This window comes from Chitinophaga sp. 10T418, from assembly GCF_056394125.1.
Window position 1 is genome coordinate 558,551 of the sequence record NZ_JBFTHG010000002.1, and the last position, 26,464, is coordinate 585,014.

Consider the following 26,464-nt stretch of genomic DNA (forward strand, 5'->3'; position numbering starts at 1 on the left):
AGCATTGCATAGATCAATAGCCAGTTTTCGGTCAAAGTGGCCACTACTCTAATATTAAGTTTTCATTATCATTTAAAAACTGAAGTAGGGCTTCAGTAGAAGGATTTATTTTTCCGTCTTTATAGTTACATTTTTATGAAATGTGGTGCATCGCATCACTTGTAACCTTCTATTTTTTGTGACAGATTTACCTGATGAAATTCAGATTCCGACGCCCGAACTAGAAAAGTTTGCGGTTATACCGCAGTTTGTAATGGTTAAAAAAACATCAGAAAACGCAGTATAAAAATACGGCTATAATTCACTCATATAAGCGCAGATATTTAGATCCACAGCAAGGATCATAAGTGTTGACAGCTAAGATTATTGGCTTTGATGCAATGCTGTTCTCCAGGCATTTGATCCTGTCCGTATGGCCTATTTTCCGGCCAAAGATGATCTCCCTTGGAAGTGCAATGCTTAGAACGTTGAATGAAGAAAGCCGCTGGTTGTTTTCCTGGGAAACAGGGATTTTACAATAACCAGATATCCGGTCTTTCATAAAGAAGAATACTTATTCAATGGATTCAACCGCTAATCCCCTTAAAATGGAGTCGCTGTATTTTTGGGTTTGAGTAATTAATGCATCAATTACCAGTCTTTTCTTAGGATCTGAATGAGTACATTCCAGGAATATCCGGGCTAATTCATCATCTGCTGATATTCTTCTCAACTTATTGGCCGCACCCTCAATATCTTCATTTATAAATGTAGATGGGTGCTCTCCGGAAATTATAAATGCCAGTAATGCACCTAACGAGTAAATATCTGTAGATGGATCCGGGGCCTCCCCATTTATTTGTTCGGGTGAAATATACCCGTGTGTACCATACAGAAAGGGAGGATCAGGTTCTTTTGAACTTAATTTATAAGCGAGCTCAAAATCAATAATGTGAACCTTGTCATCTTTGGTAACGATAAAGTTGTTGTCCTGTATATCCCTGAAAACGATGCCCAGTTGATGAATCGTTTTTACTATTCGCAGGATTTGCATATAGTATTTTAATAATCGTATCCTTTTGTCCGTGGAGAGTTTTGACCAGGAATTCTCCACCATTATTTCATCCAACCTGGTCGGCAGAAATGTCCCGTCAATGTAGTCAATCACCAGATAGCAGTTGTCATCCTGCTCAAAATAATCAACAAATTTAGCGGTAGGTAAATGCGGTCCAATTTCTTCCAACAGCCTCCGTTGCCAAAGTAATCTGTCTTTTATTGTTCTTCCGTATCCATCTTCCAGCACACCATAGCGTCCCTCCTTTACTACTACTGGTTTGAAAGACAATCTTTTCAAATTTAAGGCAAGGAAAATATCTCCTTTGGGGCCTGGTCTAAGGTCTTTAATTTTAAAGTACCATTTACCATACATCTTCTTAGCTTTCGTATTCGGGTAATACCTGTCAAGCTTAAATGGGATACTGGATTTCGGTGGTATAACAAAGTTTGCGGCAGATCCATTTTTATTGTCCCGGGACCCAATTATTGCAGCATATAGCCCATATATATTCTTGCCGATTCTGAGTGCATCGGGAACTGCAGGGCCAATGTATCCCTGCATAATTGGATTAAGTGCATTAACTATTTCAATTGCCTGGTTTTCCGATTTCGTGTAAATACTTAGAAATTTCCCCACGGCTGTAAATCCCAGTATACCCGAATTAAGGTTAAGGCTTTGTAGTTCGTCTTTAACCAGCCGAAAAGGAAGCTTATTCCGACTCAAAAAAGGTATAACTACCTTAAGCAATGTTATTGCCTGGTCAGTACGCATAGAAATGTATATAGTCCAGTTCTTTTTAAACGGGCCTTTGCCGTGATACAACCATGCCTCATCTTCTACATATTCTACACCATTTTCCTTCAATAATGAGGAATATGAATAGCAAACATTATCGTCAGGAGAATTCATTATACCTATTTTGATATGGTTTGGAACTTGATATTTTTACGGATAGGTGAACAATACAATTGTTGCTTTTTATTAGCTTATGGTCTCACTTGATAGCTATTGGCATGTGATTAATTCCACAAAACTAAAGTAGGCAACTGCTGTAAATTATCAGGCAATAGAATATTGTGATTTTCTAAAGCACAGCATAGTGATACCTCTAGCTATAGCCAATTTCCACCTAAACCAGCCACTGTATTAATATTAAGTTTTCATTATCATTCCCAAACTGAAGTTGAACTTCAGGGGGAGCATTTAGTTTTCCATTTTTCAATTATGCTTTTTATGAAATACGATGCGTCACACCCCTTGCCCATATTCAATTTCTCCGTGGCGGATTTACCCGAAGAAATATGGATGCCTGTGGTTGGACTGGAGAAATTCGCAGTTATCTCGCAGTTTGGAAGGGTTAAAAGAGTACCACGAATGGTGACCGACCGAACTGGCACAATCCGTATTTATAAGGAACGGATATTCAGATCCACAGTCAGGCCCAGAAGCGTTTTTAAAGATGGCAACTATGGTTATGGATTTTTATGTACTGTTTCTTACGGTTCCGCACATCATGTTTTTGATCCCGTCCGTATGGTTTATTTCCTCTTCAAAGAAGAATACCCACTGGAGAATCCGCACTATTTAATTTCTACCATAAATGGTAATGACCTTGATATCCGGCCTGAAAACCTTGAATTAACATACGTTAGAAATTACAGGCTAAATTATCGCAGGTCTAATGATGGCAATGTGCTGGACAAGAAAATCAGGCTTTTCCGAAGGGCTACCTTCTCCCAGGATGTGATTTACCGTAAGTCTTTGGTGTCCTGCTACTCACAAAGTGGTATTCGGATTACGACCTTTGAAAATCTGCAAAAAGCACAGCTACTCACTCAAATATCACAGGAAGAAATTCTGGATGCCATGATTCATCCTTCCACATTACTCAATAACCTTTACTGGCGCAGTGGTAAATGTGAAATGATTGATACCTCCATTATCAGGGCATATCTGGAAAGATCGGAGAGAATAAAAGCCGGTATTCAGCTTACCCAGTTTGATTTGAATGGTAATCCTATTGATGTATATTATTCAGTGGCAGATGCTGCTAAGGCGAATGACATAACAGCATCTGAAATCTTAGATTGCTTAAATGGTCTGAAAGATGTCGCGGGTTGTTTCCTATGGAAACCGGGATTTTGTGATAAGCCGATACCTGGACTCTAATATCGGATTTCTGTTTTCTTATCGATTCAATTTCTGCGCTTTAATATATATATGGCCGACATTTTGTTTGAATCCTGATTATCTCTCCATACAAAGCTTCTGCAGCAACACAACCTCGGTATTGTCGAACGGTCGCCCATCCTGATGGAAAATATCGTGGTACCAAAGTTTAGGTTCTTCCTCTCCTCCTTTATTTCCCTGTGGATAGTTCGTTTGCGTTTTTCCGGCCACCAGTCCCCAGTTGATCGCTCCGATATTTGCCTTCTTTAACATGGGTGTAATTGTCGTAAACGTACTTTGATTTACCCTCTTCATGTACTCTGTGCAAAAGAGCGGCCTGTCATACTTTTTCAGGGTATCTATGGCCTCTTGCATCGAAACAGAGTCCCTATAATTATGAAAACTGATCACATCAGAATTTTCCAACTGGAATTTATTGAAATCTTTGAAGTCTTTATTCCAGATCCCAATGGTAATCGGCTGGCTGAGCTGCACCGACCTTGCCCAGGCAACTACGTTCTTCAGCAGCGGCCAGCTTTTGTCCCCGTGCCCGAAATGTCCTGGTTCATTATACAAATCCCAGGCAATAATCCGCTGGTCATCTTTTAATGTGTTTAGAATATCCAGCACATAATTTTGTAACGTATCCATGAGCTCCGGTTCACGGTCTATTCTGCTACCGGGATCTTTCAACCACCTGCTGTTGTGGACACTGGGTATAGGAGGTGCTTGCGGACCACCGTGGTATTCGTCTCTCCAGCAATCATCAAAGAAAACGAACATTGTTTTTATCTTATGGCTATCTGCGATCTGCAGGTACTGGGCAATCCTTTGCTTAAATCCAGCGGAGTCCTGAACCCATGCTTCATGATGCAGGTAAACCCGCATCACATTCAATCCGATAGCTGCTCCGTAACCCAACTCCCTGTCTATTGTTTGCGGATCGAATGTTTCCTGCTGCCACATTTCGAGCTGATTTACAGCACTGGAGGGCGTAAAATTCGCACCACAAAACCACTTTTGGGCATGGTACCAGCTCTTTGCCCGCTCCTTATTCCAGGTAGTTTGAGCATTTGCTGTCAGCGAATAAATAACAAATAGTAATAAAACAGGGGCGAAAAGAATTCTCATAGTTTTGGTGCTGGAAAATCTGAATAAATCCTGAAAATCACACAAAATCCACATGCGATTTCAAGATAGGAAAAATATCCTATTTCCTGACCCAAATATTGTTAATCCTGTGCTATCAATTATTTTTCCATTCTATTTTTTCTACTACCAACGCAGAAAAAATAAGTAATACCACCATGAGAAATACCATATATCGAAATACAATTGGAGAGGCCAATATGCTAAAACACGCGTTCACCAATATTAATAGCACCACAAGTATTATCGCCTTCTTAAAGCCAATGTCTTCCAGCTTATATTTTTTATCCCGATACCAACTGACAAGCAACCATATAAAGACAAGATTAAGTGTACCAAACAAGGCAGGAAAAATAAAGAGGATCGCCTTCTGAGCATGTAAAGACACCACTTTAACTTTATCATTCGGATAGTCAAACCAGTAAGTAGCAATAGGAAATACCGATGTTTGCCCAAGGTTATATATCTCCAGTTTTTCTATTGGCGGAACGAAATAATTAAAAGTATTTGGCAGGAGGAAATATCTGGCGAAAGGTATAGGATAGCTTTTTGCCAGAAATGCACCATAGGCGGAATAGACTGGCGAAACGGCCCCCCAGGAAGCAATACCACCACTACTGTCAGTTCGATCTCCCATTTTTTGAGCTAAATATTCTTTTAAGGGCGCCTTGGGCCCTTTCAAATAAACCGCGCCATCTGCAGGACCAATGTTTTTCAGCTCCGGTCCTTTTTTCTCGAAAAAGCTGAGTACCAATTGATGAAATTCATTGCAGGCAGGTGGCGGTACTTGATCCACCCGGATATGAGGTAACATGTACATCGCATTATTGGCCAGCTGCCACCCCCCAAAAACTGAAAATTGTTTTGTCCCGGTAACTTTCCTCGTTTGTTCACTCGTGTAGCTTATAAACATTCCCACCAATATGATTGGTAATAAAAATCCTAAAAGCTTCAAGGAGCGCTTCCATGAGGATAGCAGATAGGCAATGCCACTGATAATCGGATAATAGATGGCATTGTACCGAACCGTAAAAGCATAAAAAATCAGCAGCGAATGAACCAACAGCAGAATTAACGTCGGCTTATGTTGGATTTGAATCAGCTGTGCCGCCCAAACCAGGCTAAGGGCAAGAAACAGCCCATCACTCGAAATATAATTACTCAGATACAAAATCAATGGATTTAGCATCAGCAGGTAAAACAATGTTTTTTGTACCAACACACCGGGCTGATAGTAATAAAAAACAGTGAACAATAAATACAATGTGGCCCCCTGAATCAGAAAGTACTGAAAAACAACCAGGGCGGTATCCGAATGACTTAAATGGTGAAAAAGCTGTATAAACTTGCTATAACCAATAGGCCATAGGTTTACTTTTAAGTCAGCAGCAGCAGCAAAAATATAGCTATAAGAGTCTGAAAAGAAATCTGCATAGGGGTAGAAAAATTTAAAAATGATCACCTCTACAATTAATAGTGGAATGGCGATCCACAAATACCTTTGGTTACTTTTGTCTTTCAAAGGACTGAGACTTAAAGCTTGAGGGAAAGCTGGCATAGATTATCATTTACTGTATAACAATAGGGATTTACGAGTATTCTCGATTGTCATGTTTAGCTGTTGAACGGCTTATTGTTCGCTTTTTTTCCTGCACAGCCGCTTTAACTCCAATGCTAAAATCATACACCATCGATTTTCAATTTATTATAAATCACTGCAACTGAAATACAGTCTGCGAAGAAATTAGCCGTGAATATTTCCCTTCTGTCTGGTACCTTATCGAACATTTGTTTTCCCCTTATAGAATATCTGAATCTTTGATTTCATCGTTTCCTTCCACGTAATTTAATGGATGATGTTTCCCTCGGTCATCAGCTATAGACCACTTTTCATCCCTAAAAAATATACCTCCGTTTTTTCCTTCATGCTGGTCTAGGTCAATTCCAACCACTTTTCCCTGATAGAACATAGCTATGTTCTTCGCTAAAATAGTATGTCCAACAATAATCTGACTACAATTGTAAAAGCTAAGGGTACTATCTATGGTAGCCATGCTTGCTCTTGGTGTCATAAAATATCCCCTGTACCAGAATGGGGCATTTCTGTCGAAGAATACCTTTGCCTCTTCACCTATTTGAGCTTTCTTCCTGCCGTAGTATGTTCTGCATAAGGTATTCAATTCTTCCAGAGGCAGTCGTAATGCATTTATCTGAGGTGAGATCCCTGCATGAAGAAAAAGCCGATCTCCGATTTTCTCTACAATATTTTTGGTCCTCAGCCACCGACCGAGTTCTGTATATTCATCATAGTATTGCATGTAATCCATTCCCATTAGTTTGGCACTTTCAAAATACTTAGGTTTTACATACCGTACATCACCACTTAAATTCATTATGTCGTGATTGCCCAACAGTGTGTGAACGTACCCTCCCTCTGATACCGCCTCCTGCTCTAATTTATACAGTAGCCACAAAAACTCCGGCACATACTCTCCCCGGTCGAAAAGATCCCCGCAAATCACCAGGTGGCCCTGACCAAAAATCCACCTATAATGCTTATCCATGATCTTATTCGCAATCAGCAATTTGCGGAAAGCCTCAAACTCTCCTTCAACATCTGAAACAGCGAATATCTTCTCTACCTGCTGCGTAACCGAAGGCTCCGCCAGGAGCTCCTGCTTTATCGGAACTTCAAAATTCCAGTCTTTATGATCTCTAAATTGTACGGCTATGAACATTCCGGCCTCCCTGATATATACTTTCCCATCCAAAACTCCTTTGCTGATGAGCTTCCCCTCTTCATGAAACAGGTATGGACCATCCCAAAGTTTAGTGGAATCCTCCTGGCTGAAGGCGTTGGAGAAAGCACTTAAAAGACCGATGACAGAGAGTAATAGTTTCGACATGATAGGATTTACTTTTTATCTATTTTTAATTTACTACCAAATATCTTCGGCTAAGTTAATCAATTGTAAATGTTGGCTGTTAAGTTCATTAATTTCAAACTGCAGAAAATAAAAAAAGCCGGCGGGTATATCGCCGGCTTATCTTTTAAGCACTTTATGAAAGTAACGCTAATGTCTACACGTTATGCTGCGGTAATCCACCAGGTATTACCAAACGGATCTTTAACACCTCCGGAACGGCCGTAGGACTGATCCGTTACCGGCATCACTTCTGTTGCACCGGCAGCCAGCGCCTTCTTGAAAGTAGCATCGGCATCTTCTACATAAATAAATAATCCGGCATTGTCTGTTCCCCAGTTATCGCTGGTCTGTCCAAACATAATGATGCTGTCACCGATACTGATCTCCCCATGCCTTAATGATTTTTTGTCATCCTGGTAGCTGCGATGACGTTCCTTTGCGCCAAATACCTGTTTTGTAAAGTCGAAAAATCCTTCTGCATTTTTCAGGATCAGATAAGGTATTACTTGATGGTGTCCTTCAGGTAATTTCATAATAACAAAATTTTAAGGTGATATTTCTACACAAAGGTGCGAAAGGTGTTCATCATAAAATTGGAAAAACCCGACATTATTCCCGCCAGTCGGTAGCACCGGAGTGACCGGAGAAAAATTGCTTTGGATGCAGACCGGAAAAAGTTTTGAAGTCGCTGATAAAATGCGATTGATCATAATATCCGCACTCCAGCGCAATACTACCTAAACTCATCACATCGCGTTTATAGAAAGAAGCCGCCGCCTGAAAACGAATGATCCGCGAAAACAGCTTGGGAGACAACCCTGCATATTGTTTAAACTGCCGCTCAAATTGTCGCTCCGACAAATAATATTGCCGGGCGAGGTCAGCGATGCTGGTGTCAGGCTTGTTATGGATGATATGCCGGATCGCAGAAAAGACAGGTAGTTCTATTGTATGTCTGGCAGCCAGCCGCTGTTCTGTAAAGCGACAGATGATACTGCAACGTTCCCGGTTATTGCTGGCTGCCATAATTTCTTCTTCCAGCTGTATGCCCGCGCTTTTTAGCAAATAACTCAGTTCTACAGCAACATTGGTGAGTTCAGAAGCTGGTAGTGAAAACAGCAATGGAATAGCCTGCGGATAAAAATACACGCCGAATATACTAAAGCCGTCGTCAATGGTGTACCGGCGCAAAACATGGGAGGCTCCTTGTAAACCGGCAGTGTAAGAACTACTGCGTTCCCCGCTATTTTCTATTTCATCAAAACGTCCACGATAATGAAATAACATTTCCACACAGGCATCTGCCATGTTATGATGGGTATACCCCGCCTCTCCTTCCATCATCCAGAAAAAGCGGATGATGTGGGCCAGATGAGGTGGGGGTGGAATAGTTTCGTAGCGCATACCTAAATTTACAAAGAATGTTGCTCTTTTAACGGGCTGCCATGGGTATTAGTCAATATAATCTGTTCTTCCCTGTCCGGACTCTATATGCCTGCCCGGGGAGAAGATATCAAAATAATACAGACTATCCTTCGCATATAGCGATTGCTGCGCCTTTAACCGGGCTTTAAAGCCGTTAAAATCCTTTTGACCGGAATTGGTCCATGCGGTTTCTGCCAACGCCGCAATACGGGGAAATAACAGGAAATCCAGGTGATTATTGTTGTGAACGGTCTCCGTCCACAGGCAGGCCTGTACCCCCAGTATCAGCGATTCGTGGCCAACAGTAGCCGGGATTTGCCCCATAGAGAAATCATATACCGATTGCAGATTGTTGAGCTCACCATCCTTCCATCTCCGGCCAATTTTATGGCTGCTATCCTGTACAAAATCAAAATAAAAAGGCAAACGCGGACATACCACCACAGAATATCCCTTTCTTAAAGCCAGTGCCAGGCTCTCCGGTTTATCATGCCTCCACCAGCACACGATGGTGCTGTCTGCCCTTAAGGTGGTGGTGGCTATTTCATCCCAGGCAAGCACCCTGTTGTGCAGCTTTAATACGGTGTCGGCCATACGTTGAATGAAGTAATCTTCTACCTCCTTACGGCTCTGTAAACCATGCGCTTCCTTTAAACGCAGCACACCGCTGTCTTTATCCCAGCCTGCATTGCCGAAAGTCACTTCATCACCTCCCAGGTGTATCATCTGTGAGGGAAAAAGTTGATCCGTTTCCGTTAGTATGTCTGATAAGTACTGATAAGTGCTTTCTTTACCCGGATTGAATGTAAATTGTGGATACTTAGCCGTACCACCACCATCAAAAGCAGGATAGGCCCTGTTGGCAGCACCTGCATGTCCCGGCATATCTATTTCCGGGATGATAACAATACAACGCGCCTGTGCATAGGCCACTATTTCCCGGATATCTTCCTGGGTATAATAAGCAGCGGCGGCTTTAGGGTCAACAATATTGCCTATGCCTCCTACTGTTGTCAGCAACGGGTATTTTTTAATTTCCAGTCTCCAGCCGGGCATATCGGTCAGATGCCAGTGAAAACGATTTAATTTATAAAAGGCCATCCAGTTGAGCAGCGACTTTACTTTCGCCTTGCCGAAGAAAAACCGGGATTCATCCAGCATCACACCACGCCAGCCATATTGCGGGGCATCGGAAATATTCCAGCAGGGAACTGCCAGTGTCTTTCCTGGTACGGTAGCCGTAGTAGTGAGTTGTAACAGGGAGATGATACCATTAAATACGCCTTCGCGATTGCTGGCCGTTATTACTGTTGATGCCGGGTTCATCATAAGCGTATAGGCATCTTCGTTACTACCTCCTTTTTCTTTCTTCAACACAATGGAACTGGCTTCTTTACTATTACTCACAGACACTTTGAGCTGATACCTGCGCAATAACTCCTCCTGCAGATACCCCGCCAGCGACCGCAGGGAAGTATCTCCCAGCCGGATAGTGGTTTTGCTGCTGATGGTAAATGTGCCGGTCCCCTTCGTTGCCTTCACCGGCAACGGTATTACCGGGCAAACGTTTTGGGCGGCAAGCGAAGATGCCATAAAAAAGAGGACGATCATTAATCCATGATGCTTCATATGTTGCACTGTTTTTAAACTGACCTGTCTATAAACAAGTCTGCCGGCCGTTAAAAGCGGCCGGCAGACAAAATAATAAATTATGCTCAGTACTTTGCCATATTAAATTTATTCTCTTCGGTAACGTGGATAGGATGCTCTCCAAACCACTCCACAAAGCTTTCCCATTTCTCATTATTGGCCAGTTCCCAATGATTAAATGCGATTTTATCTCCTCCGCTCAGCAGCCAGTAATTATAGGCTTCCAGGTGGCCGGCGGCCTTCACTTCCCGCTGAAAGTCGAAAAGTACCACCGGTGTTTTCTTTTGGTGGCCCAATTGTTCATACACTTCCAGGAAATTGGTACGGATGCGATGGAGGGAAGCCAGGTCAATACTACGCTCACCCGCCAGCGCCAGGGAAAGTGTGGTTTCATACACCGCATTGCCGAAAGGTACTTTCATATTCTTCAGAGCCTCCGCCAGCCCCTCTGGTCCTGACTTTGGATTATACCTGATATTAATAACGGCATTTTTACTAAAACTCACTGCCGCACTGGTATCCGTTGGAAAAGTGATTTCTGATTTATAAGTATCAAATAATAACTTGCTGATTTCCGCTGTACGCGCAGTATTAGGCTCCAGGTTCATAAATATCTCTCCGTATATCATGCCCCATACTTCTTCCTGTGTAGATGTACAGAATATTTTTGCTGCCCGGTAATAGTTCGAAGGGAATGCAGGCGCCATTTCAATACCTTTTTCAAAAAAATTCAATGCTTTGCCATACTCCTTCACTTTCATTTCCATCACGCCTCTTTCCAGGTACAGATTACCTGCTGCCGGAAAAAGTTTGATCCCATCTTCATAAGCATCAATGGCTTTTTTGGGTTCTCCCAGGTTGTCGTAGGTGTTGCCCAGCATCTGGTATACATTGGGGCCAATGTCCTTTTTCCGGGTCAGCTTCTTCAGGATATCGCGGGCGCCTTTATAATCTTCCATCAGGTACAAGGCGTAGCTCTTTTCATAGCGGATATCCACATTATCCCCGTCCAGCTCCAGGGCTTCTTCCAGCAGAGGAAGGGATTCGGCGGGCTTACCACTGTCCATTAATTTTATGGCTTCGTTCGTTTTTTCTCGCGCCTTTTCGGCGTTGGTTTGCGCTGTGGCACTCATTTCACCAAGGATACCACAGAGCAGTAGTAAAGGGATGCGCATTTTCATATATAGGCTTTTAGCAATGATTCAGATCATCGCAGTATTTCATAATGTCATATAAAAAGATGGCACTTTGCAAATGCAGGCGGCCCCTTTTTTATGATAAAACCGGCATTTCTACAGGTCAATAGTCTTATCCTACAACTCAGCGGAAAATCGTTTGCCACCAACGTATCAAGCCGCACTTTTGCAATAAATCATTATGTATGCAAAGCTTACCTGTTTTATTGATCAGCAGCGTGATGTGTATCTGTTCCTTATTCAGCGATACCAGTGAGTTTAAACTGGTAAAGCAGGACAATGCCATAGCGTTGTATGAAAGGTGGATCCCGGGAGCTGGTGGTGAAAATGTAAGGGAAATAAAAGCTGTATTCCTGGTAAAAGCCGGGGTGCCTGCTGTAATTGGGCTCTTCAAAAACCAGGCCCGTGGCATGGAATGGAACACCAACGCCAGCGATTATAAAGTAGCTGCCACCGGCGACCTCCAACACTGGATCACCTATATAAAATATGATATTCCCTGGCCTATGGACGACCAGGACGCCTGCCTCCTATACCAGTACCACGAACCGGCAGATGCCGGCAGGACGGCAGAAGTAATTTTCGAGAGTACGTCAGACAGCCGGTTTCCCTTGTATAATAAAACGACACGGATCACCGGTACCAGGGGCAAATGGATCATGGAACCAGCAGCAGGCGGGCAAATGAAGATCACCTATATGGTGACCACCGACCGCAGCAAGAAAATTCCCCGCTGGGTATCAGATCCGATTATTCACGATAACCTGTTCAGGACAATGACCAAGTTCAAAGGCCTGCTGGAAAAATAAGAGTTTATGTCAGCTATCACCTACACACTGATTACCGGCGCCAGTTCCGGTCTTGGCAAAGAATTCGCCATCCACTGCGCCAGAAAGGGAATGAATATCATCCTCATTGCCTTGCCCGGTGGCAACCTCCGGTCTATCGCCGACAACCTGGAACTGGAGTATTCCGTCAGCGTTAAAGTATTCGAATTCGATCTGTCCGACAGCGACATACTGAAACAGCAACTACAGGTTATCATGGAAAAATATGCTATCAATTTTCTCATTAACAACGCCGGTGTGGGAGGCACTTCTTCCATTACCCATACCTCCCTGGAACGGATAGACGATATCATTATGCTCAATGTGAGGAGCACCGTGCTGCTGACTCATTTGCTGATTCCTCACCTGTTAAGGCATCCCCAAAGCTATATTATGAACATTGCCAGCATGGCTGCTTTTACACCCATTGCCTACAAAACGGTATATCCCGCTTCCAAAGCATTTATTTCTTCTTTCTTCCTCGGACTGAAAGAAGAACTGGCCACCACCGGCCTGTCGGTAAGTGTAGTATATCCCGGGCCTATTATGACCAACTCCCATACTTCCCGCAGGATCATCAGCCAGGGACGGAAAGGAAAAATGGGACTGCTGCCTACCCCGGAAATTGCCAGGATAGCCATGAAAGGCACCCTGGCCGGATGCCCGGTAATTATCCCCGGGCTGATGAACAAAATAAATCATGCGCTCATGCAACTGCTCCCCCTGTCACTGAAAATGAGGATCGTATCGCGGGAAGTAAAGAAAGAAATACCATTTGCATTATCTGTCTAAAAAATATAAATGAAAAAAGTACTGATCACCGGCGCCAGTGGCTTCCTCGGCTCCAATCTTACCAGGGAGCTGTACAGGATGGGATATGATATCAGGATCATTGTAAGACCCTCCGCTAACCTGAAAGGCATTGCAGACATTCCCTGCGATGTCTTCTTTGGTCATATCGACAATAGCGAGCATGTACTGGAAGCGATGAAAGGCTGCGACATTGTGATCCATGCCGCCTGTATTACGGAACAGTGGGGCGTTTCCTTTGCCGAATACGAAAAGGCCAATTTCACTGCCACCCAGCATATTACGGCCGCCTGCCTGGCACATAAAGTAGAAAAGTTCATTTACGTAAGCACCGCCAATACCATTGGCCCCGGCGACAAGCACCATCCCGGCAATGAGCTGAACGGATTTACGCTGTTCAACGCCAATTCCGGCTATATCAACAGTAAATACCTCGCCCAGCAATATGTGCTGGAACAGGTAGCTGCCAGCCAACTACCGGGTATCGTGGTGAATCCCACTTTCATGATTGGTCCCAATGATGTGAAACCCAGCTCCGGTAAACTGATCCTGTACGGACTCAAACACCGGCTTCTGTTTTATCCCCCGGGGGGGAAAAATTTCGTACATATCAAGGATGTGTGCCGGGGCATCATCAACGCCATCGAAAAAGGGAAAATGGGCGACTGTTACCTGCTGGCTGGTCAAAACCTCAGCTACGGCGAATTTTTCCGGCTGCTGAAAAAGATCTCCGGGAAACGGCAACTCCTGGTCCCTATCCCTAGGTTCGTGTTGAAAATTGGCGGTATGATCGGCTCATTGCCGGGTATCTCCGGAAAACTAAATTACAGCACTGCCTATATGTTATGCCTGGATAACTACTATACCGGCAAAAAATCAGAACGGGAATTACAACTGCATTATACCCCGGTAGAAGCTGCCGTTTCCGGTGCATTCACCTGGTTTAAGGAAAATAACTACATTTAGTAACATACAAACGCCAGATGAATTTTCAAGAGAATGAAAAATTGTTTTCGAGCAAAGTATTTCTGTACCTGTCCAGGATACTGATCCTGTATACGTTCAGCACCATTTTTAAATCCTTTGACCATACTTTCACCACCCGCTTGCGGATGCTGGATTTCCGGGGACAGATGTTCAGTTTGATCTATGTGGTATTTGGCCTGCTCGCCTGGGAAGGTGCTTCCTGGCTGGCCCGGACCATAGAGAAAAAAACGGTCCACAAAAACACTTCCACCCGGCTGGTCATCCTATGCAGCAGCCTGGTGATATATGGCCTGTTGATGGCCTTCCTGTTTAGTTTCTGCTATGGCGCAGCCGATGCCTTGTTGTTTCATCGTTATGAAGCCTGGGAAAGTTTCCTCGGATTCAGTTATGACCTCAACTTCGGTATCTTCATGTTTTACCTGCTGATACTGGCGTTTAACGGGATCGTCTTTTATTATTCTGAATGGAAAGAATACCAGTTGCAAACAGAAAGACTGATGCGCGAAAATATTCAGGCCCGATATGATGCGCTGAGGAACCAGATAGATCCGCATTTCTTTTTTAATTCTTTAAGTGTGCTGACAAACCTGGTGTATAAAAGCCCGGATCTTTCCGCTGATTATATTACGCAGCTGGCAAAGACCTACCGGTATATACTTGATAAGAAATTTGAAAACCTGGTGGCGGTACAAACAGAACTGGACTTCCTGGATGCATATCTTTTCCTGATCCGCATCCGCCACCAGCAAAGCATTCAATTCATCACCGACATATCTGAAAAAGTGAAAACAAAAGGCATGATACCGCCGGTGACTTTGCAGATGCTGATAGAAAATGCGATCAAACACAATCGGTTTTCTGCACAGGATCCATTGGTGATCACCATTAAAAGTGAAGGTAATTTCCTGATCGTTTCCAATCATGTAAGATTAAAAGTCAACCCGGAAATATCCTCCGGCATTGGCCTGGAAAACATACAGAAACGATATGCTTTGATCAGCAACAGCAACATCGAAATTTGCCAGACGGAAGATATGTTTATTGTAAAACTACCCATTATCACGGCCTCATGAGAATAGTAATTTTTGAAGATGAAATGCATAATGCCGAACGGCTTACACAGTTATTGCATAAATGTAATGCAGACATTGAAATAGCCGCTGTTATTGAATCCGTAGCCGAAGGACTTAAATGGCTGGAACAAAAACAGCCGGTAGACCTGATGCTGATGGATATACAGTTATCTGACGGCAACTGTTTTGAACTATTCAACAAAACAAAAGTCCGGACACCGATTATTTTCACCACTGCCTACGATGGCTTTGCCCTGCAGGCTTTCAAGGTAAACAGCATCGATTACCTAATGAAGCCGATTGACCTGGAAGAATTACGAAATGCCCTGAAAAAGTATGAACAGTTCAGGCCTGCCAACAATTATACGATAGACATCAGCCGGATTGCAGAAGAGTTCCTGCGCCGTGACAGTACCCGTTTTATTGGCCGGATCAATAATCAGTTGATCTATGTAAAAGCCAGAGATATTGCCTGGCTGCAATTTTCCAAGGGGACTACCTGGGCCACTACGTCCACTAATCAGCGGGTACCACTGGATTATTCGCTGGATCAGATAGAGAAACTGCTGGACAGAAATCAGTTCTTCCGCATTAACCGACAGTTTATTATTCATATAGATGCCATCAAAAAAATAACCACCTACTACAATAGTAGATTAATTCTTCAATTAGCACCCGATGTTGATACTGATGTTATTATTAGCCGTGAAAGGGTTACGGAATTCAAAAACTGGCTCGAAGGAAAAGATTATCTCAGCCCGGATGAATAAGCATTCCGCTCACCAACCCGGTTAGCGGCGGTAAGATAACGGCCCTGGTATGGGAATCAGGTGCACTTCATTGGGTTCCACCATATTTATCACCTGTCACCCGACCATCCTGATGAGACTACAGTGAGGCTCCCTGTTACATTAATACCTGGCTAATGTAGGAAATGTAACCGACCTCACTCTATTTTCCCCTACATCTTCAGGTACTTATTAATCAATGCCCCCAGTTTTTCATACCCCTCCTCTTTCGGATGCAGGCCATCCGAAAAAAGTCCTTCCTGAATTTTCCCGTCCGCCTGCAAAAATAATTCCCCGGCATCGAGGAACTGTATTTTCTTATTATCCGGAATACGGGCTATTAACCGGTTAATCCCGGCTACCCTGCTTTCCATATTCCTTCGTGGCAAAATACCCATCAATATAATCCGCGTAGCCGGTTGCTTCTCCTGTATTACCTGCAACAGGTTCTTTAACCCACTCACAATCTCCTCATCCGTGTTCAATTGCAGGTTATTGGTGCCTATCATCAACACCAGATATGCAGGGGAAATGCCATCCAGTTCCCCATGCTGTACCCGCCATAATACATTTTCTACGCGGTCCCAGCCAAAACCCATGTTCACCGCGCGTTTTGGTTCAAAGTATTTATCCCATGAACTACTACCCCTGATCACAGAGCCCACGGGTTTTCCTCCCCAGAAATGTGTAATGGAATTACCCATAAATACCACCCTGGACTGGTGCATTTTATTATACGCCAGTACTTCATTATGCCTGGTTTCCCAGTCGTAGGTACTGGCATCACGGCGTTGTGTAACAGGTGTAGTGGTAACGCTGTTGCCCGGATGCTCCTTTAAAATACTTTTTATTTTCTTCGTATATGCATTGGCGTAATTCATCATTCCCAAATCACTGGGATGTACCCCATCCACCATGCTTTCCAGATCCTGGCCTATTTCTTCTTTGGTCAATAAACTGATATTTTCAACACCGGATTTTAACATAGTGTCCACCACTGCCTGCAGAGTCACATTCACACGCGTATATTCTTCCCTGCTTTGCGTATTGGTGGAGTCATTACTATATCCATCATGCGCCGTCAATAAGATGGGAACACCCGGCCGCCTACGTTGCAGTTCCCTAATGGTTTCGGTAATACGTTTTTTCAGTTCCACTTCGGTAATATCTGCTGTTGTCAGATTAGGCAAACAATCCAGTACATACATGCCCGCATCAATTTCTGTCAGGAACTGTACCACTTCTTTTTCCAAACGCCCATTACCAGAAAACCCAAGATTGATCACCGGCCTGTCCAGTTTTCGCTCCAGGATATTGGTCCATGCCATTCCCGGGCGGGAAGCGCAGCCTCCCTGGGCAATAGAGGTACCATACACTACAATAGGTGCTTCCTTACGCACCGGTATAGGTGTAAATGCACTTTCCTCCGGTACTGCCACGGACAGCCATTTTACAGAATTATAGAGAGGCAGGTACAGCGTATAGTCTACATTCTTTACATGATGATCCTGCTTTTTCAGATTGGTAAACCGATAAACAATGGTATCCTTGAAACTATAGTTTCCGGCACAAAACATCCATTGCCCATCAATACTTTTTGCATACATATCCACCCCACTCACACCGGTAGATGGCATATGCGGCATGTTTAATACACTGGTGACGGTATATTTAATGACGATCTCATCTGCATCTGTTCTGAACCGCAGACTAAGCCCGGCACTATTAAGCGATAAATTCCAGACAGGCTTCCGCACCTTAGCTTCTGCCCGTTGCGGTAACCGGTCGTAATAATGATACAGCCCATCCTTCCAGCCCTGTCCTTCCAATGCATAAACGCTGCTATCCGCAGCCGGTATCCAGGTTTTAAAAGCACGTTGCGCCTGTGCTGCACATACGCTGACCAGCAAGGAGAGTAAGGCCATTCCCCAGATTATTTTCCTCTTCATAAGTAGGATACTTTTTTCACTGTAGTTAAAATAGTAACAATCGTTTCGCAAGTTCGCTCAAATTGAGCGGACATAATACATTATCATGGGAAACATGATAACCTGGTTTTCCTGTTACAAGCTGCCACACCTTGCTGACATCATTTTTGCGAATCAGTTTTCAATAATCTGCCACACACCGGCAAACCTATCATGCTGCGGCAAAATTTGTTTGGCCGGAACGATTAAATTAATATCCCCATTTCTTCATCACCTGCAGATCATCACGTACAGCATTCAATGGAGTCTGCCCCTGGTAAGATTCCTGTTCAATAATAAAATAGCGGGTGCCTCCGGACTTCTTACCCAGGTCAATCACTTCTTTCACTGGTATAATTCCTTTGCCCAGTACAGTGCTTTCATAGTTGCTACCCATTTCTCCTTTCGTGGTTTTGATTTCATCTTTTACATGCATCAGCTCAAACCGGCCGGGGTATTGCTTAATGATATCCAATGCCACACCACCTGCATGATACATATTACCGATATCCAGCTGCTGGGCCACCAGAGAAGGATCTGTATTTTGCAGGATCAGGTCGAAAATTTTCTGTCCGTTCAGCTGCTGACTGAATTCAAAATCGTGGTTATGATAGCCGAATTTCATACCTGACTTTTTACACAGCTCCCCGCTTTTATTGAATACGTCCATGTAGGCTTTAAAGTCATCATAGTTTTTACGCAGGCTTTCGTCCAGCCATGGGCTGATCACAAATTGCTGTCCAAGGATAGCGGCATCTTCCACCGTATATTTCCATTCATCTGTAAAATCATTTTTGGCAGCATCCCAATGTTGTTTTCCCATCACAGTATGTCCGCTGGGCATTAACAGGCCCAGATCACCCAGCATTTTCTTGAAATCGGTGGCATTGTAACCATAAAACTTCCGTTTACTATATCCTGCATGCTCTACATACTTATACCCCATGGCAGACAGCTGTTTCAGTGTGCCGGCCGGATCTTTTTTCATATCATCACGGATAGAATATAACTGGATGCCTAATACCGGTTTAGCCCCAGTTGCTGCCAACAATCCTTTTGGCATCAGTGCAGTGCCGGCCAGTGCCAGGGTTCCTTTCATCAGAAAATTTCTTCTTGAAATACTCATAGTAAAAGATATTTTAAATGTTGACGGATACGCATGTTACAAAGAAAAGGCAAGATAGGTGTCCCCTGACTTTTTTCCCAGCTTACCACCACCACAGGAAATTACCACATATTGTTTCCCTGCTACTTCATAGATGGCCGGCGTAGCAAAGCCACAGGCGGGCAAGGTCGTTTCCCATAGCAGTTGTCCGGTTCTTTTATTAAAGGCCCTGAACTTACTGTCTGTCGTAGCGGCAATAAACAGTAAACCGCCGGCGGTGACAACCGGGCCTCCATAATTTTCGGTACCGCTGTGAATGCCCCTGGCCTTGAGTTCCGGGTAATCACCCAGGGTATCTTTCCATAGCAACTGTCCGGTGTTCAGGTCAATGGCACTCAGTGTTCCCCATGGTGGCGCTACAGCAGGATAGCCTTCTTTCGTTAAAAATTTATTATACCCGGTGGCCCGGTAAGGCAAATTCGTATAGGCATCTACGTTCTTCCGCAAGGCTACAAACGGTGATTGTTGTATTTCTTTTATATCCAGGATAAAGGCTGCCAGTGCTTTTTTCTCGGTGCTGTCCAGCTGTTTGAAAGCAGGCATCATTCTTCTCCCGGCATCTACCAGTTGGGTAAAGGCCGGTTCATTATACTTTTGCCGGATATTTACGAGAGAAGGAAAAGTGCTGCTGCCTTTGCGTTCCGGTCCATGACAGGCCATGCAATAGGTGGTATACAATCGTTGCCCTGCCTGCAGCTGTGTTTCTTTTGTTGCTGTATGCTGATCTTTTGCATCTACCATGGTGAGTATCCAGGGCATTTCACTGGCATTTACATAAAGGATACCCGTTTCGGGATCTACTGCGGGGCCGCCCCATTCTGCACCGCCGTCAAAGCCCGGGAAAATCATGGTGCCTTGTCTGGAAGGCGGATTAAAAAGATGACCGGTTTTATAAGTTGCCAGTCTTGCCCTGATATCCTGGTAGGAGCTATCCGGCACTATTTTGTTCAGGTCCTGCTCCAGCAATGCCTGTCTTACAAAAGGTTTAAAAAAAGAAGGAATAGGTTGCGTGGCCGATAGCTGTTCTCCGGGCAATGCAGTATCTGCCGGCACCCGGGTTTCTACCACGGGATACAATGGTTGCCCGGTGTTCTTATCCAGTAAAAAAATGAATCCTGTTTTTGTCACCTGCACTACGGCGTCTATTTTCCGGCCTTCTTTCTTTACGGTTACCAACATAGGCGCAGTAGGTAAATCGCGATCCCATACATCGTGATGCACGGTTTGAAAATGCCAGATCCGCTTGCCGGTTGCTGCATCCAGTGCCAGCACACAATTGGCAAAAAGGTCATTGCCTTTACGCCGGCCGCCGTAAAAATCGTAGGAGGCAGATCCTATCGGGGCAAAGACAATCCCTTTCTCTTCATCCAGACTAAACCCTGCCCAGGCGTTGGCGCCGCCGGTATGCTGCCATGCGTCTTTGTCTTCCCAGGAATCGTAGCCGGCTTCACCGGGCTGCGGAATGGTATGAAAGATCCATCTCAGCTTACCACTATGTACATCATAGGCCCTGATATAACCGGGCGCCCCGCCAGCCTCTTCAGCTACGCGGGTGCCAACAATAATCAGGTCATGATAAATAATACCGGGTGTAGTAGAAGTAATATACAACTGGTCCATGTTACGACCCATATCATGATGCAGGTCTACATACCCGCTGTCACCAAAAGAAGTAATGGGCTGTCCGTTGCCCGCATGGATACAATATAGCTTTGCGCCCGCAGTATAAAATATGCGCCGGTCAGCACCACTTTCATAATAAGTAACGCCACGGCAGGCGTTGAACTGGAAATAGCCTTTGCCTTTTACTTCTCCCGAAAGGCTCACCGGATCAAATACCCAGACTGCTTTGCCGGTAGCAGCATTAACGGCAAATAATTTGAGTTTGGGAGAAACCCCATAAAGCATATCTCCCACTACTACCGGATTTACCTGTATCTGCGACATTTCTTCTGCATCGCCGGTATGATAGGTCCAGGCTACTTTCAGCTGGGATACGTTGCTGGTATCGAGTGCTGTTAAGGCGCTGTAGTGGATATTCTCCTTACTGCCACCATATACCTGCCAGGTACGGTGTGCATTGTTGCGGGAAGTACAGGCCATCAATAATATGGGAATAATCAGCAGCCGGGTTGTAGTGGAATGCATCAGAAAAGCAATATTGGTTCTCAGTTCCTTTAAAAATATCATTTTTAAAATGATTTTTTCAGAAAACTACACCAAAGGCTGCCAACTACTTCGCCAGGGCAGGCACCCGCTTTGCAAACATCCCTTTTACAATACCTATCACCATCCTGCGGGGAAAGAACCGGGCAGATAAAGACTGCAGATAATTGGAGAAGCCCACTACATTATACGTTTTTCCTTTCAACAACGCCCTCAGCCCATCTTCTGCTACACGCGCCGGCGTATCAAAAGGCATTCCACTGGTATTGGCATTGGCCACTGCAAAAAACTCCGTTTGTGTATTGCCCGGGCATACGGCAGTTACCGTGATCCCGCTGTCTTTATACTCACCATACAATGCTTCTGAAAAGCTCAGTACAAATGCCTTGGTAGCACAGTATACTGCAATGTAAGGACAAGGTTGAAATGCCCCGGTAGACGCCACGTTAATAATGCCGCCGGTACCGCGTTCCAGCATGGCAGGCAAAAACAAATGAGTCAGCTGTACTACCGCATCGATATTGACCTGTATCATATCGGTATACACCGGGGCTGTTTCATCCAGGAAATGCGCCCATTTGCCAAAGCCGGCATTGTTAACGAGCAGGTCTACACGCAGTTTATCCTGTTGCACCTGTTCATACAAATACTTTGGAGCATCGCGTTGGGTGAGGTCGGCGGTATAATAATGCACCTGCACTTTATGTTGCTCCCGGATGGCCGCGGCTGTTTGTTTTAGCTTATCGCCGGAGCGGGCAGTGAGTACCAGGTGGCAGCCGGCGGCGGCCAGTTTCCATGCAAATGCTTCTCCGATGCCGGAGGAGGCCCCGGTTATAAATGCGGTCTTTCCTTTTACGTTGTTCAGTGAATTGACTTTCATATTGATCCATTTGTGATTACACAAAGGTGGACCAACAGGAGAACAATCCACTTGACCTATGTTAGGAAATTATTTCGCGGCGGATACGGCTCAGCGACTCCGGTTTGATGCCAATGAAAGAAGCGATATATTGCAGTGGTACATGCTGTACAATATCCGGGAACTTATCGATCAGATTGAAATAACGTTCCCTGGCGGTGAGACTGACCAGGTCTTTCACTTTCTGCTCATTATACTTAATCACTTCTTCATAGATAATTTTCCCGAACTCAGCCCAGCGCTGGTTGTGCTTCAGCAGCTCTTCCAGGTCTGTACGGGATACCCGCAGTAATTCGCAGTCGGTAATACATTCAAACACCTCATGTGAGCGGGTTTGGCTGATATAGCTGTTAAAGGCAGTCATAAAGCCCATAGGGCAGTTAATATGGTTGGTCACCTCTCTGCCTTCGCCATCAATATGATAAAGCCTTAAATAGCCGCTATTAATGAAATACATATAGCGGGCAATGTCACCGCTGCTCACGAGGACATGTGATTTTCTGAAACTTACCGGTTCAAAGACTTCCCGGATCAGGTGCTGATCAAATTTATCTATGCGGACCAGGTCAGCAATGAGCCGCGTGATTTTCTGATAGGGCATAGCCGATGCTGTTTTATGTAGTCTGCAAATATAGAATGCATTTTCCTAATCTGCCCGCTACTTTTTTGGCATTAAAAAAGGGAAGGCAACTGCCTCCCCCCTTCCATATATTGCTTGCCAGCCTTTAAGATATTACTATTACTTAACCTTTCACTTTAACTACCAGCATGCCATCGGGTACATCTCCCGGGTGCAGCATGGACAGGTCTACCACACAATCTTTTCCCTTCTGCTGCCACTTAATCGCTTTACTACTACCCAGTATACTTACCACTGCACCTTTAGCAGGTGTATAGTTGCGGATAGTCAGCAGTGGCTGATAAGCAGGTAAAAAGCAATATAATGCGCCTGGTTTGGCTGTAAAGAACAATTCCACATTAGCATGGTCCTTTGATTTTTTTACCAGGTTGGAAATACTATAGCCCGACATGAAAGCTTCGTCTTTCACTTCAGGGCGTTTACCTGCGCTCCACTGACGGCTTTCCTTCCATGGTTTGGTATCATAAACACCCTCTCCATTCAGCTCCAGCCATTTGCCGATATCCAGCAACTTTTGCTGCATGATCACCGGAATGCGGCCATCTGCGGTGGGCCCTATATCCAGCAGGAGATTACCACCTCTTGACACGATATCTACCAGCATTAAAATCAGGTCACTGCTTTTTTTATAGTCATCGGCAGTTTCCATACGGTTATATCCGTATGACTGTCCGATACCCTGGCTTTCTTCCCAGATAACACCTGGCTGCATGCCGCTGCCGTATTCAGAAGTCAGATAGGTAGCCCCATTATTTTTACCACGGGTATTACTACCCCAGCGGTCATCCACAGCTACTTCATCTTTCACAGGCGATTCGTTGTACAACCAGGCCAGCAGCGATGGGCTATTCCAGGCAGTATCCGACATTTCCCATTCTCCATCAGAAAAAATAACGGAAGGCTTATAGCGGGTCACCAGGTCCTTAAACTGAGGAGTCATTACTTCTTTTACATAACGGGGTTTGTCTTTCAGCCACAAAGGATTAAACCATTCATACAGCGAATAATAAAACCCCATGCGCAGCCCTTCTTTACGCACTGCTGCTGTCAGGTCTCCCAGCAGATCGCGTTTAGGCGTACCCGTAACAGCATTCCAGGAATGCCCCCAGGATTCATTCGCTTGTTTATTGTCCCATAAACAATACCCTTCATGGTGTTTGGAAGTCAGCACTACATATTTGGCGCCCGAACGGCGGAATACATTAGCCCACTGCTGCGGATCAAACAGGGAAGCCGTAAACTGGCTCTCCAGCTTTTCATAGGGTACCCCTACCCCGAAATTCTTATCATGGAAAGCCTGTACTTTATCATGTGAGCCTTCTTTGGTTCCTCTCAGGTTATACCAGTACCATTCAGAATAACCACCTGGCCCTACCACGGCATAAGAAGGCACGGCATATACACCCCAGTGAATGAAGATGCCGAATTTGGCATCATTAAACCAGGCAGGAATCCCACGCTTGTTCAGAGAGGCCCAGTTAGCCTCATACTTTTGTGCGAAAGCAAGGGAGCTACACAGGAGAAAAAAGAATATTCCAACACAACGTTTTTTCATAACAGGTCTTTAAATGCTTAGAGTGCTCAAAATTAACAACTTCCTTCTCCTATGTTAATGCTATTTTCTCTGATGATAATAATTACTTCCCTGTCTGCACATATTACCGGGTTATCTGCACATTTGCAGATCTTGTCTATACCCTTTCTGCAGGCGTCGCCAATAGCAGTAATTTTATCGTGTCGCAGGGGATACCCTGAAAAATCAGTAGCTTTAATGCATACATCAGATGAACATCAGCATTCCATTCAAGAAAGTGATTATCGCACTCCATGTACTTATATGGAGCGCACTACTATTGTTGCCCTATATCGTTTCCAATGCTGCCACCGACTATCGCATCGGTACCTTCCCCGGCCTCTTCTTTACGATCTGTGGATTTATCCATATGGCCATCTTTTACACCCATGCATTATTCCTGTATCCCCGGTTATGGAATAAACATTACTGGTGGCTTTATTTCCCGGCTGTACTCCTGTTGGTTGGCGCCTCCTTTCCCCTGAAGTACAGCATCATGGCGCACTGGTTCCCTACAGTACTCGGTGATATGACATCCTATAGATATGTGTTTGCCCCATCGGTAGGTGCTTACATCGTCAGCCTGGTATATTGCAAGGTGGGAGACCGGGTCCGTGCAGAAAGAATGCAAAAAGATAAACAGGCAGAACAACTCAGCTCAGAACTCAAATTTCTGCGCTCACAGGTAAGTCCGCATTTCCTGTTCAACGTATTGACTAACCTGGTATCGCTGGCCCGGAAAAAATCAGATCAGCTGGAACCTGCACTCATCATGCTCTCCGACCTGATGCGCTATATGTTATATGATACTACCGGGAAAAAAGTACTGCTCACGAAAGAGATAGCTTACCTCAATAGCTATATCGCCCTGCAAAAACTTCGTTTCGGCAATGACGTAAATATCAACAGCCACATTGACACCGCTAACAACGCAGGACATTATACCATAGAGCCGATGTTGCTGATCCCTTTTGTAGAGAATGCCTTTAAACACGGCACCGGTTATACCCAGCAACCGGAAATTAATATACAACTGCTCGTTACCAACGACCTGCTTACGTTTGAAGTACAAAACCGGTTCGATAATGATCCTGCCGCCAGCAAAGATGAAAACTCCGGCATAGGACTGGCCAATGTGAAATCCAGGCTGCAGTTGCTGTATCCCGGCAGCCACCAGCTTACCATCAGGAGTCAGCAGCACGTGTTTCATATCACCTTAATTTTGAAACTCACATGATACGTTGTATAGCCATAGACGATGAACAACTGGTACGTGAACTGTTGGAAGACAATATTCAACAGGTGCCTTTTCTACAGCTGGTAAAAACCTGCCGGAACGCCATGGAAGCACTGGAAGTATTGCAGCAGGAACAAATAGACCTCATTTTCCTCGACATACAAATGCCCAGGCTCAATGGACTACAATTACTGCAATCATTGCAGCAGCCACCTATGGTGATACTGGTAACTGCCTATGAACAATATGCACTGGAAGGCTTTAACCTGCAGGTAGTCGATTACCTGCTGAAGCCCTTTAGCTTCGAGCGCTTCCTGAAAGCATGCAACCGCGCCAACGATCTGTTCCGCCTGAAACAAAGTCCCCCTTCTTCTACAGATGATACGCATTCTTTTTTCGTACACGTGGAATATACGCAGGTAAAAATTGTGACGGCCAATATCACCTATATAGAAGCCCTGAAAGATTATATCAAAATACATCTCTCCAATTCCCCCAAACCAGTACTCACCCGCATGACCATGAAGGCCATGGAGGAAAAACTACCCACTGCTGCTTTTATACGTACACATAAATCCTACCTCGTGGCGGTACAAAAGATCACAACCATTAAACGTGACCTGGTTTGCATTGGTGACATAGAAATTCCCGTAAGTGAATTCTTCAAGGAAAATGTCAACAAGCTACTGAATCAGTAAGTCTTTCCCGTTTTGTCGCGACACTTTCCCATCCCGTCTACTCTCCGGATAAGCGCTTGTTC

General features: G+C 44.5%; 22 protein-coding genes. 8 read left to right on the plus strand and 14 right to left on the minus strand.

Annotated features, from left to right (window positions below; genetic code table 11):
• Window positions 1-553: 553 nt before the first annotated feature.
• On the minus strand, window positions 554-1,945 hold the full coding sequence (locus AC1DCV_RS06660) for a serine/threonine protein kinase (protein WP_477022454.1): 1,392 nt from the start codon (window positions 1,943-1,945) through the stop codon (window positions 554-556).
• Window positions 1,946-2,269: 324 nt separating this feature from the next.
• On the opposite strand from AC1DCV_RS06660, the gene AC1DCV_RS06665 reads away from it, so the two are divergent.
• The gene (locus AC1DCV_RS06665; protein WP_477022455.1) at window positions 2,270-3,205 is read left to right on the plus strand and encodes a hypothetical protein; all 936 of its coding nucleotides are present in this window, start codon (window positions 2,270-2,272) and stop codon (window positions 3,203-3,205) included.
• A gap of 78 nt (window positions 3,206-3,283) precedes the next feature.
• On the opposite strand, the gene AC1DCV_RS06670 is transcribed toward AC1DCV_RS06665, so the two are convergent.
• The 7 genes from AC1DCV_RS06670 to AC1DCV_RS06700 form a co-directional block, all read right to left on the minus strand.
• The gene (locus tag AC1DCV_RS06670; protein ID WP_477022456.1) at window positions 3,284-4,336 is read right to left on the minus strand and encodes a glycoside hydrolase 5 family protein; all 1,053 of its coding nucleotides are present in this window, start codon (window positions 4,334-4,336) and stop codon (window positions 3,284-3,286) included.
• Between the two features lie 115 nt (window positions 4,337-4,451).
• Window positions 4,452-5,912, minus strand: coding sequence for a hypothetical protein (locus AC1DCV_RS06675; RefSeq protein WP_477022457.1), 1,461 nt, complete (start codon window positions 5,910-5,912; stop codon window positions 4,452-4,454).
• Window positions 5,913-6,153: 241 nt separating this feature from the next.
• A complete protein-coding gene (locus tag AC1DCV_RS06680; protein ID WP_477022458.1) occupies window positions 6,154-7,260 on the minus strand; it encodes a metallophosphoesterase in 1,107 nt (368 codons plus the stop codon).
• A 182-nt stretch (window positions 7,261-7,442) separates the two neighbouring features.
• Window positions 7,443-7,814 carry a VOC family protein gene (locus AC1DCV_RS06685; protein ID WP_477022459.1) on the minus strand — a complete coding sequence of 124 codons (372 nt, stop codon included), beginning with the start codon at window positions 7,812-7,814 and terminating at the stop codon, window positions 7,443-7,445.
• A gap of 76 nt (window positions 7,815-7,890) precedes the next feature.
• Window positions 7,891-8,685 (minus strand): DUF6597 domain-containing transcriptional factor, encoded by a 795-nt coding sequence (locus tag AC1DCV_RS06690; protein WP_477022460.1) that lies wholly within the window; start codon window positions 8,683-8,685, stop codon window positions 7,891-7,893.
• Window positions 8,686-8,733: 48 nt separating this feature from the next.
• On the minus strand, window positions 8,734-10,335 hold the full coding sequence (locus AC1DCV_RS06695; RefSeq protein WP_477022461.1) for a beta-N-acetylhexosaminidase: 1,602 nt from the start codon (window positions 10,333-10,335) through the stop codon (window positions 8,734-8,736).
• Between the two features lie 86 nt (window positions 10,336-10,421).
• A complete protein-coding gene (locus AC1DCV_RS06700) occupies window positions 10,422-11,537 on the minus strand; it encodes a tetratricopeptide repeat protein (RefSeq protein ID WP_477022462.1) in 1,116 nt (371 codons plus the stop codon).
• Window positions 11,538-11,737: 200 nt separating this feature from the next.
• Between AC1DCV_RS06700 and AC1DCV_RS06705 the strand changes: the two genes are divergently transcribed.
• From AC1DCV_RS06705 to AC1DCV_RS06725, 5 genes are read left to right on the plus strand one after another with little or no spacing between them, the layout of a single operon-like run.
• Window positions 11,738-12,361: an START domain-containing protein gene (locus tag AC1DCV_RS06705; RefSeq protein WP_477022463.1), complete on the plus strand. Its 624-nt coding sequence runs from the start codon at window positions 11,738-11,740 to the stop codon at window positions 12,359-12,361.
• A 6-nt stretch (window positions 12,362-12,367) separates the two neighbouring features.
• Complete coding sequence (locus AC1DCV_RS06710; RefSeq protein WP_477022464.1) at window positions 12,368-13,171, plus strand: SDR family NAD(P)-dependent oxidoreductase; 804 nt, start codon at window positions 12,368-12,370, stop codon at window positions 13,169-13,171.
• A 9-nt stretch (window positions 13,172-13,180) separates the two neighbouring features.
• Entirely contained in the window at window positions 13,181-14,155 is a 975-nt protein-coding gene (locus AC1DCV_RS06715) for an NAD-dependent epimerase/dehydratase family protein (RefSeq protein WP_477022465.1), read from the plus strand.
• 17 nt (window positions 14,156-14,172) lie between these two features.
• Window positions 14,173-15,249 carry a sensor histidine kinase gene (locus AC1DCV_RS06720; RefSeq protein WP_477022466.1) on the plus strand — a complete coding sequence of 359 codons (1,077 nt, stop codon included), beginning with the start codon at window positions 14,173-14,175 and terminating at the stop codon, window positions 15,247-15,249.
• On the plus strand, window positions 15,246-16,019 hold the full coding sequence (locus AC1DCV_RS06725; protein WP_477022467.1) for a LytR/AlgR family response regulator transcription factor: 774 nt from the start codon (window positions 15,246-15,248) through the stop codon (window positions 16,017-16,019). The genes AC1DCV_RS06720 and AC1DCV_RS06725 overlap by 4 nt, the downstream gene beginning before the upstream one ends.
• 191 nt (window positions 16,020-16,210) lie before the next feature.
• Here AC1DCV_RS06725 and AC1DCV_RS06730 read toward each other — a convergent pair whose 3' ends face one another.
• The 6 genes from AC1DCV_RS06730 to AC1DCV_RS06755 form a co-directional block, all read right to left on the minus strand.
• Complete coding sequence (locus AC1DCV_RS06730; protein ID WP_477022468.1) at window positions 16,211-17,986, minus strand: SGNH/GDSL hydrolase family protein; 1,776 nt, start codon at window positions 17,984-17,986, stop codon at window positions 16,211-16,213.
• Window positions 17,987-18,215: 229 nt separating this feature from the next.
• A complete protein-coding gene (locus AC1DCV_RS06735; RefSeq protein WP_477022469.1) occupies window positions 18,216-19,130 on the minus strand; it encodes a sugar phosphate isomerase/epimerase family protein in 915 nt (304 codons plus the stop codon).
• A gap of 36 nt (window positions 19,131-19,166) precedes the next feature.
• Window positions 19,167-21,359, minus strand: a complete 2,193-nt coding sequence (locus AC1DCV_RS06740) for an outer membrane protein assembly factor BamB family protein (RefSeq protein ID WP_477022470.1) — start codon at window positions 21,357-21,359, stop codon at window positions 19,167-19,169.
• Window positions 21,360-21,402: 43 nt separating this feature from the next.
• On the minus strand, window positions 21,403-22,215 hold the full coding sequence (locus AC1DCV_RS06745) for an SDR family NAD(P)-dependent oxidoreductase (protein WP_477022471.1): 813 nt from the start codon (window positions 22,213-22,215) through the stop codon (window positions 21,403-21,405).
• Between the two features lie 61 nt (window positions 22,216-22,276).
• Window positions 22,277-22,855: a Crp/Fnr family transcriptional regulator gene (locus AC1DCV_RS06750; RefSeq protein WP_477022472.1), complete on the minus strand. Its 579-nt coding sequence runs from the start codon at window positions 22,853-22,855 to the stop codon at window positions 22,277-22,279.
• A 142-nt stretch (window positions 22,856-22,997) separates the two neighbouring features.
• The gene (locus AC1DCV_RS06755; protein ID WP_477022473.1) at window positions 22,998-24,449 is read right to left on the minus strand and encodes an alpha-L-fucosidase; all 1,452 of its coding nucleotides are present in this window, start codon (window positions 24,447-24,449) and stop codon (window positions 22,998-23,000) included.
• Between the two features lie 229 nt (window positions 24,450-24,678).
• On the opposite strand from AC1DCV_RS06755, the gene AC1DCV_RS06760 reads away from it, so the two are divergent.
• Both AC1DCV_RS06760 and AC1DCV_RS06765 read left to right on the plus strand, forming a co-directional pair.
• Window positions 24,679-25,704 (plus strand): sensor histidine kinase, encoded by a 1,026-nt coding sequence (locus AC1DCV_RS06760; RefSeq protein ID WP_477022474.1) that lies wholly within the window; start codon window positions 24,679-24,681, stop codon window positions 25,702-25,704.
• Window positions 25,701-26,402, plus strand: a complete 702-nt coding sequence (locus AC1DCV_RS06765; RefSeq protein ID WP_477022475.1) for a LytR/AlgR family response regulator transcription factor — start codon at window positions 25,701-25,703, stop codon at window positions 26,400-26,402. Before AC1DCV_RS06760 ends, AC1DCV_RS06765 begins: the two co-directional genes overlap by 4 nt.
• Window positions 26,403-26,464 lie beyond the last annotated feature (62 nt).